The organism is Dactylosporangium siamense, from assembly GCF_016862795.1.
Taxonomy (GTDB): Bacteria; Actinomycetota; Actinomycetes; order Mycobacteriales; family Micromonosporaceae; genus Dactylosporangium; species Dactylosporangium siamense.
Map to the genome: position 1 here is coordinate 172,322 of NZ_BONQ01000083.1, position 11,228 is coordinate 183,549.

Here is an 11,228-nt window from a genome sequence, read left to right on the forward strand (position 1 = left end):
CCCGGCCTCCCCACAGGGACGACCGGGCTGAGCCACGCGACCTACCGAAGGACGAAGGACTATCCGAACAGAGCGATCCGCTTCTGCGTCACGCCGCCGATGGTGGTGAACTCGCCACCGGCGACCACCTGGTCGAGCGCCGGGTTGGCGGCCATGGCGCGCACGCCGGCGACCCCGTTGCCCTGCGGCGCCCAGTCCAGCAGCTTGCCGCGGGCGTCGATCGCGGCGAGCTTGACCCGCGACACCGACCCGTCCGTGCAGGCGCCCTGGGAGCCGTTGTTGCTCGTCGTGCAGGCCTTGTCGTAGTGCCCGCCGACGTAGGCGACGCCGTCGAGCACGGTGAGCGCCTGCACGTCGCCGTCGAAGACCCGGGTCCACTGGACCTTGCCGGCGGGGGTGTAGGCGACCGCACGTCCGCCCTGCCCGCCCATGCCCGCGTAGATCCCGTCCGGCCCGACCGCCACGGCGAGGACGATCGCCGACGGCCGTGGCATGAAGTTCTTGTCCAGCTTGCCGTCTTCCGCGTCGACCGCGGTGAGCCGCAGCGCGTTGCTGACCCCGTTGGTCTTGTGGAAGGAGCCACCGAGATACACCCGGCTGCTCGTCACCGCCAGGGCCTCCACCCGGTCGTCGGTGGTGGGGGCCCAGCCCGCGTCGAGTTCGCCGGTGGTGAGGCTGAACGCGGCGAGGTTGGTCCGCTTGGCGGTGTCGATCGTGGTGAACTTGCCGCCGACGTACAGCCGTCCGCCACCCACCCCGAGGGTGACCGGCGAGCCGGACACCGCATGGTTGAACGCATTGACGGCGCCGGTGGTCGCGTCGAGCTCCGCGAGCGAGTCCCGCTTAGCCCCCGCGACCTTCGTGAAGTCACCGGCCGCATACACAGAGTTACCGTTCACGGCGAGCGCCCGGACCGTGCTGTCGGCCGCCGGCGCCCAGTCGAGCAGCGCTCCGGTGTGGGTGTTGATCGCCGCGAGCCGGCTGCGCGTGATGCTCTTGCCATTGACGATGGCCTTGCCGAACGATCCACCGACGTAAACGGTTCCACCGTCGGAGGAGTAGGCCACGGCCCACACGGTGCCGTCGAACGACGGCGACAGCAGCGGCGTCTTCTCGACCACCGCGGCGCCGGCCTCGGCGCCACCGAAGAGGCCGCACACCACGGTGGCGGCCGCCGCCGCGAGCGCCGTTCTTACTATTTGCCGGAAAAGTCGCATGAGGCTCACGCTAACGGGTTGTAACCGCCCAAACGTGCTCGAATGGTCACGCTTAAGGCGTTCGGCGGCCGTCCCGAGCCGAACGGGTGATCGGGTGGTGTGCGAGAGTTCCGCAGTGCGTGATGCGACCTTGAACGTGGCGGTGATCGGACTCGGACTGATCGGCGGATCGGTCCTGCGTGCACTCGCGGCGCGCGGGCATCATGTCAGCGGCTACGACGCCGACCCCGCCACCAGGGCCACCGCCCGCACCGCCGCTGCCCAGGCGCCCGCCAACGCCCGCTGGCACGTCACCGCCACCGTCGCCGACGCCGTCCGCGACGCGGACCTGGCCGTCGTCGCCGTGCCCCTCCCGGCCGTCGGCGGCGTCTTCGACGAGCTGGCGTCGCTCGCGTACGTCGGCGTCGTCACCGACGTCACCTCCGTCAAGGGACCCGTGCGGGACATCGCCCTCGACCGGCTCCGCACCGGCGGGCAGTCCCTGGCCACGTTCATCGGCGGCCACCCGATGGCGGGCCGCGAGACCTCTGGTTTCACCGCCGCCGACCCGCGCCTCTTCGACGACTGTGCCTGGGTGCTCTGCCTGGAGGAGGACGGCGCCGGCCTGCGGGACTGGATCGAGCTCGCCGCCCTCATCACCGGCCTCGGCGCCCGCGTCGTGCCCGCCACCGCCGAGGAGCACGACCAGGCGGTCGCCACGATCTCCCACGTGCCGCACCTGGTCGCCGCCGCGGTCGCGGCCCGCATCGGCAGCGACCCGCTGGCCGGCACCCTCGGCGCGGGCTCCTTCCGCGACGGCACCCGGGTCGCCGCCGCCCGTCCCGAGCTGACCGCGGCGATGTGCGGCGGGAACGCCGAGGCGGTCCTCGACGCCCTCGACGCCGTGCTCGCCGACCTGGCCGCGGCGCGGGCCGCCCTCGACGGCGCCGACCCGATCACGACCCTGGTGCCGTGGCTGACGCCGGGACACACGGCGCGGCACGAGTGGCCGCCGACGCCCGGCGAGACGGCCGACCTCCCGGCGCGGGCCGATGTCCTGCTGCGGCTCGGACGCGTCGGCGGGTGGATCACGTCGGTGGCCGACGACGGCAGGACCGTCCGCGCCGTCCGGCCCGCCTGACGGCCTGCTTCTCATGATCCGGTAGAGGTTGAGCGCCCCTGGGTGTTCAACCTCTACCGGATCATGGGGAAGTCAGGGGTGCCAGACGCGGGTGTCCGTGACGATCGCGGTGACCAGGGACGCCGGGGTCACGTCGAAGGCCGGGTTGACCGCCGCGGTCCCGGGAGGAGCGGTGGAGCCGACGATCTCCGCGGCGCCGCGGTCCTCGATCTCGACCTCGGCCCCGGAAGGGGTGGAGAGGTCCACGGTGGACTCGGGGGCGACGCAGATGAACGGGATGCCCGCGGCCCGGGCGCCGAGGGCGTGGGCGTAGCTGCCGACCTTGTTGACCACGTCACCGTTGGCGCAGATCCGGTCGGCGCCGAGGATGACGGCGTCGACCTCGCCGCGGGCCATGAGGAACGGGCCGGCGGAGTCGACGGCGAGGCGGTGCGGGACGCCGGCGCGGGCCAGCTCCCAGGTGGTGAGGCGGGCGCCCTGCAGCAGGGGGCGGGTCTCGCTGGCGATGACGCCGCCGAGGGTGCCGCGGCGGTGCAGCTCGAAGGCGACGGCCAGGGCGGTGCCGCCGACCACGGTGGCGAGGGCGCCGGTGTTGCAGTGGGTCAGCAGCCGGACCGAAGCTCCGCACAGGGAGGTGACCAGGTCGGCGCCGAGGCGGGCCATCTCGGTGGAGGAGTGGATCTCCTCGTCGCGGATCCGCAGGGCCACCTCCAGCGCCGCGGCGGCGGAGGGCAGGACCGCGGCGGCCCGGCCGGCGCCGCGGGCGAGATTGACGGCGGTCGGGCGGGCGGTCTCGATCCGGTGCACCAGGCCGGCGACTACCGACGGGTCGGCGCTGGACCGCGCGGCCAGGGCCACGCCCATGGCGCCGGCCACGCCGAGGGCCGGCGCACCCCGCACGGCCAGGCGCTGGATGGCGTCGATGAGGGCATCCACAGTGGACAGTCGGAGCCAGACCACCTCGTGCGGCAGGCGGGTCTGGTCGACGATGACGACGGCACCGTCGACCCAGTCGATCGTTCGCATGTCAACTCCCAATGGTCATGATTTTCGGCAAATCCCCAACAACGAACGTTGACGGGCGTACATTCGCGGTTATGAGCACCGGATTGGCGCTCGCGACGGTTCTGGGCCTCATCGTGGCCGGTCCGATCGCGTTGATGAGGATTCCGACCCATCTGCAGCTGACCGTCACCGACACGGCCCTGGTCATCGAGCCGCAAGGATTGGACAGCTGGTGGGCGGGCACGGGCAGGGTCGAGGTGCCGCTCGCGGCGATCGCCTCGATCCGGATCGTGCCGCGCTCGGAGGCGCCGGCCGTGCCGCACCGGCACAAGCTGCGCCCGGGGGCGCTGCACCTGGCCGGGAAGATCACGGCGGGGGTGCACGACGGCACGTTCTGGGACGTGCGCAACGGCGACCAGCTGCTGATGATCACCTGCCGGCCCGAAACCCAGTTCAAGGCCCTGGTCCTGCAGTTCGCCAACCCGTTCGCCACGCTGACCCGCACGCGGACGGTCGTTGCGCACAGCGCCTCGAGGAGCACTACCTTCTAGGGCATGAGGGATCCGCTCGCCGATCTGCGGCGCATCGCGTTCCTGCTGGAGCGCGCCGGTGAGAAGACCTACCGGGTGCGCGCGTTCCGCGGCGCGGCGGCGACGCTGGCGAAGCTGCCGGAGGGCGAGCTGGCCGCCAGAGCGAACGCCGGCACGCTGAAGGACCTGCAGGGTGTCGGCGAGGTGACCGCGCGGTGCGTGGTCGAGTCGCTCGCCGGTGAGGAGCCGGTCTACCTGCGCCGCCTCGAGTCGACCGCGGGGCAGGACCTCGACGAGGCGACCGCCGCGATGCTGGCGGCGCTGCGCGGGGACTGTCACGCGCACTCGGACTGGTCCGACGGCGGGTCGCCGATCGACGAGATGGCCCTGGCGGCGGCCGCCATCGGCCACGAATACCTGGTGCTCACCGACCACTCGCCGCGGCTGACCGTGGCCAGGGGGCTGTCGGCGGAGCGCCTCACCGAGCAGCTCGACGTGGTCGCCGACCTCAACGCGGGCTTCGCCGGCCTCGGCATGTCGTTCCGGATCCTGACGGGCATCGAGGTCGACATCCTCGCCGACGGCTCGCTCGACCAGACCGATGCGCTCCTGGAGCGGCTGGACGTGGTGGTCGGGTCGGTGCACAGCAACCTCAAGGACGAGCCGGACGTGATGACCCGCCGGATGGTCACCGCCCTCGCGAATCCGCACCTGGACATTCTCGGCCACTGCACCGGCCGGTTGATCACCGGCGGGCGCGGCACCCGGGCGGAGAGCCGGTTCGATCCGGAGCGGGTGTTCGCGGCGGCGGTCGAGCACGACAAGGCGATCGAGATCAACTCACGGCCGGAGCGGCTCGACCCGCCGAAGCGGCTGCTGCGCGTCGCTCTCGAAACAGGTTGCAGGTTCTCGATCGACACCGACGCGCACGCCCCCGGCCAGCTCGACTGGCTGTCAAACGGCTGCGCGCGCGCCGTCGCCTGCGGGGTCCCGCTGGACCGGATCGTCAACACGCTGCCCGCCGCCGACCTCCTGGCGTGGACGAAGACGCACAAATAGCCCCTGCGAAATGCCGACACCCAGCAGGACGACGAGACCGCCGACGGGCTGGTTCCAGGTCAGGTGCTCGTGCAGGACGACGACCCCGGCGACGGCACCGACGAAGGGCGGCAGGTAGGTCACCATCGAGCCGGTGGTGATGCCGGCGGTCCGCACCACGTGGTTGTTCAACGCGAACGCGATCCCGGTGCCGAACACGCCGAGCGCGACGACCGCCAGATACACCCGGGGCGAGTGCGACAGCGGCGACGGCGGGGCACCGGCGATCAGCGGCGCCGCGATCAGCAGCTGCAGCGTCGACATGGTCAGCTGGCCGACGGACAGCTGCAGCGGCGACAGCTCGAAGCGCTTCATCAGCCAGCGGGTGTAGTTGAAGGCGATGCCGTAGCAGGTGACCGCGCCGAGGAGCATCAGCTGCCCGGCGAGGGAGCTGCCGCCGACCCCGTTCCAGACGCCGAGGACGACCAGCACCCCCGCGAACCCGGCGAGCAGGCCGGCGATCTGCCGGCGGGACGGCCGCTCGGAGCGCATCGCGATCAGGGTGACGACGAGCGTGGTGAGCGGGGCGGTGCCGTTCCAGATGCCGGCGAGGACCGACGGGACCCGCTGCTCGGCGTAGCCGAAGAGCGTGAACGGCACCGAGGTGGCGACGATCGCGTAGACGAACAGGTGGATCCACAGCCGCGTCCCGCGCGGCGGGCGCAGGCCCCGGGCGTACAGGAAGATCAGCAGGGTGAGCGCGCCCAGGAGGATCCGGTAGCCGGCGATGTAGACCGGCTCGAGCTCCACGAGGGCGTCCTTGATGAACATGAAGCTCGTGCCCCAGATCAGAGCGATGGCGAGAAACGCCGGGAGCCATCGGGCCGCGTTAGGGGCGGGAGCAGTCATGGGCCTTACTCTGCGCCTGCCGACCGGCTCCCGTCGCGCGGATTTCGGACCTCTGAGCGCAGGTCAGGCCACTGGTTGCGAATTGGCCTGGACACGGGCGACAACCGAGAATGCGGTCGCGTAGGGTCGGCCCGTGGGATCTATCGATGACATCGCCGACCGCTATGTCGAGCAATGGGCGCCCCTCGACCCGATCGGGGCGACCTTCGTCGGAGTGGCCGGGCATGACGACACGTTGACCGACCTCTCGCCCGACGGTTTCGCCGCCCTCGCCGACCTCGACCGGCGCACCCTCGCCGCGCTCGCCGCCGAGACGCCCGCCACCGAGACGGAGCGGGTGGCCAAGGAGGCCATGCAGGAGCGCCTGGGGCTCGCCCTGGAGCGGTTCGAGGCGGGTGACATGACCAGCGACGTCAACGTGATCTCCAGCCCGCTGCACGGGGTCCGGAGCTCGTTCGACCTCATGGCGACCGAGGGCGAGGAGGCGGTGGCCAACGTCAAGGCCCGCCTCGCCGCGGTGCCGGCGGCGCTGGAGCAGTGGCAGCGCTCACTGCTGCACGCCGCCCAGCAGGGGCACGTGGCGCCGGCCCGGCAGATCATCGAGGTCGCCAAGCAGTGCGAGGTGTGGGCCGACCCCGACGGCGACAACTTCTACCCTGACCTGGCCGCGAAGGTCGGCGGCGGCACCAGCGCGACGCTTGCCGCCGAGCTCGCCCGCAACGCCGAGGCGGCCCGCGCCGCGACGGTCGCGCACGGCGAGTTCCTGCGCCGCGAGCTGGCGCCGCTGGGCCGGGAGAAGGAGGCCGCCGGCCGCGAGCGGTATCAGCTCGCCTCCCGCTACTTCCTCGGCGCCACCGTCGACCTCGACGAGGCCTACGCGTGGGGCTTCGAGGAGCTCGCCCGCCTCGAGAGCGAGATGCGCACCGTCGCCGACAAGATCGTGCCCGGTGGCTCGGTCGACGACGCGGTCGCCGCCCTGGACGCCGACCCGGCCCGCACGATCCGCGGCAAGGAGGCGTTCCGCGACTGGATGCAGTCGCTCGCCGACGCGACGGTGCAGGAGCTCAACGGGCGGCACTTCGACATCCCCGCCCAGGTGCAGCAGATCGAGTGCATGCTGGCGCCGACGTCCGACGGCGGCATCTACTACACCGGGCCGAGCGAGGACTTCTCCCGCCCGGGCCGGATGTGGTGGGCGGTGCCGCAGGGCGTCGAGGAGTTCTCCACCTGGCGCGAGGTCACCACGGTCTACCACGAGGGTGTCCCCGGCCATCACCTGCAGATCGGCCAGACCTACGTGCGGGCCGAGCTGCTCAACCGGTGGCGCCGCATCCTGGCCTGGTCGAGTGGGCACGGCGAGGGCTGGGCGCTCTACGCGGAGCGGCTCATGGACGAGCTGGGCTACCTCGCCGACCCGGGCGACAAGCTCGGCATGCTCGACGGGCAGGCGTTCCGCGCGGTCCGCGTGATCATCGACATCGGCATGCACCTGGAGCTGGAGATCCCGCGGGACAACCCGTTCGGCTTCGCGCCGGGCGAGCGGTGGACGCCGGAGCTGGGCTGGGAGTTCCTGCGGGCGCACTGCCGGGTCGAGGAGAAGAGCCTCCGCTTCGAGCTCAACCGCTACCTGGGCTGGCCCGGCCAGGCGCCGTCCTACAAGCTCGGCGAGCGGGCGTGGCTGACGGCCCGCGACGACGCCCGGGCCCGCAAGGGTGCCGACTTCGACCTCAAGGCGTTCCACCGCGACGCGCTCAACCTCGGCTCGCTGGGCCTCGACCCGCTGCGGGCCGCGCTGCAACGCATCTGACCGTGGGCGCACTCGACGGGATCCTCGTCGCGGACTTCTCCAGAGTCCTCGCCGGGCCGATCGCCACGATGACGCTCGGCGACCTCGGCGCCGACGTGGTCAAGGTGGAGCGGCCCGGCGTGGGCGACGACACCCGCTCCTGGGGTCCGCCGTTCGCCGCCGACGGCCGCTCGACCTACTTCCTGTCCGTCAACCGCAACAAGCGCGGACTGGCGCTCGACCTGAGCACCGAGGACGGGCAGCGTGAGGCGTTGCGACTGGCGGAGTCGGCCGATGTACTGGTGGAGAACTTCGCCCCCGGCACCATGGAACGCTTCGGCCTGGGCTATGAGCAGATCGCCAACCCGAGGCTCGTCTACGCCAGCGTCACCGGCTTCGGGCGGCACCAGCACGCCCCCGGCTACGACTTCCTGGTGCAGGCGGTCGGCGGCCTGATGTCGATCACCGGCGACCCCGGCGGCGCACCGACGAAGGTGGGCGTCGCGCTCGTGGACGTCCTCGCCGGCCAGCAACTGACGGCGGGGATCCTGGCCGCCCTGTATGCCCGGGAGCGCACCGGCCGAGGCCAGCGGGTCGAGGTCGACCTGCTCAGCAGCCTGCTCGCCGGCCTGGTCAACCAGGCCTCCGCCTACGTCAACGCCGGGGTGGTGCCGCAGCGGATGGGCAACCGGCACCCGAGCATCGCCCCCTACGAGACGTTGCGGGCGAGCGACGGCGAGTTCGCGGTGGCGGTGGGCAACGACCGCCAGTTCCGGCGCCTGGTCGAGGCCCTGGGCCTGCCGGAGGACGAGCGCTTCACGACGAACGCGGGGCGGGTCGCCGCGCGCGAAGCGCTGATCGCACAGATCGAGGCGGTGACCGTACACCTGCCGAAAGCGCGATTGATCGAGCTGCTCGCTGCCAACGGGGTGCCGTGCGGGCCGGTGAACACGGTGGCGGAGGGGATCGCGCTGGCTGAGCGACTGGGGCTGGCGCCGGTGGTGGAAGTCGACGGTGCCAGGTCGGTGGCGTCCCCGATCAGACTGTCGGAGACCCCGGTGACCTATCGACTTCCACCCCCTGGCTGAAGCGGGCTCAGGTCGCGTAGGCGATGCTCAGTTCGTCTGCGGTCAGGACGTTGGACTGCACGTACACGAGCTCGATGTTGCAGTCGGTGTAGTACCCCGGCAGCGGAATCGGCGGCGGCGGGAACGACGGGGTGAAGGTCAACGGGATGATGCCCAGCACGTTGGCGGAGAACTTCGACGTGTAGAACTTCACGTTGCCCTCGACGGTCAGCTTCTTGCTCTTCGTCAGCAGCGGCTTCGGCGCACCGGGGGTCCGCAGCTCGAACGGCGTCGACACCGAGTTCTTCATGCTGAACGCCAGCACCTTGACCTTGCTGCCGTCCTTCTTCGTCAGCTCCGCAACCCCGTCGTAGACGAGGCTGTCCATGGTCATCGTCTCGGCGAGGAGGATCGACGGCGCGGCAGCCACGTGCGGCTGCCCCTCCGCGATCTTCGCCTTCTTGTCGTTGATCGAGGCCGAGGCGCTCGGGCAGGCCGTCGCCTTCGCCGGTGTATTCGCCGTGCCCGGCACCGGCGCCGAGGTGGCCGGCGACGCGGCCAACGCCGGTGCGGTGGTGGCCGACGCCGACGGCACCGGGTCGGCCTGCTTGCCGCCGCCGAAGATGCCGCCGAGCCAGTCGAGCAGGCCCGGCTTCTCCTCCTCGGTCTTCGCCGGCGACGGGCTGGGGCTCGGCGACGCGGAGGTCGCGCCGCCGCTTGGCGCCGGCTGGGTGCCGGTGCTGGCCTTCACCGAAGGGCTGGCACAGGCGGCCGGCGCGGCGAACGCCGGCGCGGCCCCGTTGGTGGCCCCGAACAGCGAGGCACCGGCGACGGCGCCGGTGAGCAGCAGCGCGAACAGCGGGATGCCGAGCCCGCGCCGCCGGGGCAGGCCGTCGTGGCCGTTCGGCGGACGCTCGTCGTCGGCGCTGCCCGCCCCGCTGCCGGTGGGTGCGTCGTAGTCGTCGTGCAGCGGGCTGCGCTGCGCGATCGGCAGCGAGTCCGTCAGCACGCCCGAGGTGGGCCGGGGGGTGGGCTCGTCGAACGCCGGCTGCTCCCGGGTCGGCTCGTCGTAGGGGGCGTCGGTCGCCTTGCGCAGCGACGGCCGCCCATACGTCGTGTCGTCCGGGTCCTCGGCGAGCAGGTCGTTCAGGGGAGCGCGCTCATAGGTCTGCGCGCCGTCCTCATCCTCATCCGTGGCGGGTGCGGTCCCGGGCGACCAGGCGGCGGCCAGGCCACCACCGACGACGCCGAGGATCATGCCGAGGAAGAAGCCACCGAGGTTGAGCCCGATGATCGAGTACAGCGCGGTGAGCGTGCCCAGAATGCCGTAGAACAGCCGCTGGCCCGGCGACAGCCAGGTCAGCACACCGCAGAGCACCAGCATCGCGGGGATGACGTAGGACAGGAACCCCGTCGGCCCGAAGTGGACCTCCAGAGCCAGTTTCAGGTTGGCGCTGAGGAAGAGTTCCACCCCGGACAGGATCAGGTACCAGCCGCCCCAGAACGGACGCTGGGCACGCCACCCACTGAAGCCACCTGAGGTCGCACGTCGTCTGGCGTGCGAGGGGGTGGGAGTGGTCACGGGATCCTCCAGCTGAAAGGTCTGACAGCAAGCAACTGGGCCCGCGGGTATGACGCCGCGGGCCCAGGCAGTGGAACTAGAAGCACTCGAAGGGGGTGCCACCGGTGGAGAGGCTCAGGTCGAGACCCGTGAGCTTGAACGTGCCGGCGGTGGTCGACCAGGCAACCTGCTTGAGGTTGGTGATGACCACGCTGTCCGCCTGCTGGGCGAAGCTGCCCTGCAGGCCCTTGGCGTTGGCGCCGCCCTTGGTGAGGTCGGACGCGTCGATGCCGATCTGGATGTTCTCGAACGTGGCGTCACCCTTGAGCGACGTCAGGTCGATCAGCAGGTCGGTCGCCTCGGCCGGGGCACCAGCGGCCTGGCCGGCGTGGATCACCATGCTGACGGGCAGCCCGGGGACCTTGACCGACTGGCACAGGTTGTAGAGCTTGGCGGACTTGATGCCCGAGACGGCGACGAAGTGGTTCTTCGGGTCGGCCGGGTTGGCGGGGTTGCCGCCCTTCTCGGTCGCGAGGCCGCCGTACTGGACGAAGCCGGTGCCCTCAAGCTTGTCGGCGGAGACCTTGAACTGCTGGCCGGAGACGCTGAACGACGCGGCGATCGCGCCGGTCGCCTGGCCGAAGACGATGGCGCCGGCGATGAAGGTGGCAGGCACGACGACGGTTGCGAAACGCTTCCATCGCGTGCGGCCCTTCACCGCGCTGCCCTGAGCTACGGACACGTGAAGCTCCTCTTGGGTCGCGGGGGTGCAGACGGTGCGGCGCTCCCTGTCACAACGGGCGCTCGCACCGGTGTTGGTGTCTCGACGCCCCGGCCGGCCCTGCGCAAGCAGGGGGTGGAACCGGGGGGTGGGGCGTGCGGACGATGTTGCCGCCTCCCTCGTGCGCGGACAAGGCCCGTAGTTACTGACCGGTAACGGCTGAAGTCCAGAAATCACACGCTGCGTAGTCGGTTACCGGAGCGTTTCCGGGGTG

General features: G+C 71.5%; 10 protein-coding genes. 5 read left to right on the plus strand and 5 right to left on the minus strand.

Annotated features, from left to right (window positions below; translation table 11 throughout):
• Positions 1-59 precede the first annotated feature (59 nt).
• Positions 60-1,217, minus strand: a complete 1,158-nt coding sequence (locus tag Dsi01nite_RS27735; RefSeq protein WP_203849207.1) for an NHL repeat-containing protein — start codon at positions 1,215-1,217, stop codon at positions 60-62.
• A gap of 115 nt (positions 1,218-1,332) precedes the next feature.
• Between Dsi01nite_RS27735 and Dsi01nite_RS27740 the strand changes: the two genes are divergently transcribed.
• A complete protein-coding gene (locus Dsi01nite_RS27740; RefSeq protein ID WP_239136215.1) occupies positions 1,333-2,337 on the plus strand; it encodes a prephenate dehydrogenase/arogenate dehydrogenase family protein in 1,005 nt (334 codons plus the stop codon).
• Between the two features lie 72 nt (positions 2,338-2,409).
• On the opposite strand, the gene mtnA is transcribed toward Dsi01nite_RS27740, so the two are convergent.
• Positions 2,410-3,363 carry an S-methyl-5-thioribose-1-phosphate isomerase gene (gene mtnA / locus Dsi01nite_RS27745; RefSeq protein WP_203849208.1) on the minus strand — a complete coding sequence of 318 codons (954 nt, stop codon included), beginning with the start codon at positions 3,361-3,363 and terminating at the stop codon, positions 2,410-2,412.
• Between the two features lie 71 nt (positions 3,364-3,434).
• Here mtnA and Dsi01nite_RS27750 point away from each other — a divergent pair, with 71 nt between their 5' ends.
• Both Dsi01nite_RS27750 and Dsi01nite_RS27755 read left to right on the plus strand, forming a co-directional pair.
• Positions 3,435-3,893, plus strand: coding sequence for a hypothetical protein (locus Dsi01nite_RS27750; protein WP_203849209.1), 459 nt, complete (start codon positions 3,435-3,437; stop codon positions 3,891-3,893).
• A gap of 3 nt (positions 3,894-3,896) precedes the next feature.
• Positions 3,897-4,931 (plus strand): PHP domain-containing protein, encoded by a 1,035-nt coding sequence (locus tag Dsi01nite_RS27755; RefSeq protein ID WP_203849210.1) that lies wholly within the window; start codon positions 3,897-3,899, stop codon positions 4,929-4,931.
• Here the strand turns inward: Dsi01nite_RS27755 and Dsi01nite_RS27760 are convergent.
• The gene (locus Dsi01nite_RS27760) at positions 4,827-5,819 is read right to left on the minus strand and encodes a DMT family transporter (RefSeq protein WP_203849211.1); all 993 of its coding nucleotides are present in this window, start codon (positions 5,817-5,819) and stop codon (positions 4,827-4,829) included. The two genes, Dsi01nite_RS27755 and Dsi01nite_RS27760, sit on opposite strands and share 105 nt — an antisense overlap.
• 133 nt (positions 5,820-5,952) lie before the next feature.
• On the opposite strand from Dsi01nite_RS27760, the gene Dsi01nite_RS27765 reads away from it, so the two are divergent.
• Positions 5,953-7,626 carry a DUF885 domain-containing protein gene (locus tag Dsi01nite_RS27765; RefSeq protein ID WP_203849212.1) on the plus strand — a complete coding sequence of 558 codons (1,674 nt, stop codon included), beginning with the start codon at positions 5,953-5,955 and terminating at the stop codon, positions 7,624-7,626.
• A gap of 2 nt (positions 7,627-7,628) precedes the next feature.
• Positions 7,629-8,693 (plus strand): CaiB/BaiF CoA transferase family protein, encoded by a 1,065-nt coding sequence (locus Dsi01nite_RS27770; RefSeq protein ID WP_203849213.1) that lies wholly within the window; start codon positions 7,629-7,631, stop codon positions 8,691-8,693.
• Between the two features lie 7 nt (positions 8,694-8,700).
• Here Dsi01nite_RS27770 and Dsi01nite_RS27775 read toward each other — a convergent pair whose 3' ends face one another.
• Both Dsi01nite_RS27775 and Dsi01nite_RS27780 read right to left on the minus strand, forming a co-directional pair.
• Positions 8,701-10,356, minus strand: coding sequence for a DUF6114 domain-containing protein (locus Dsi01nite_RS27775; protein WP_308442108.1), 1,656 nt, complete (start codon positions 10,354-10,356; stop codon positions 8,701-8,703).
• A complete protein-coding gene (locus tag Dsi01nite_RS27780; RefSeq protein ID WP_239136216.1) occupies positions 10,331-10,975 on the minus strand; it encodes a DUF6230 family protein in 645 nt (214 codons plus the stop codon). Before Dsi01nite_RS27780 ends, Dsi01nite_RS27775 begins: the two co-directional genes overlap by 26 nt.
• Positions 10,976-11,228 lie beyond the last annotated feature (253 nt).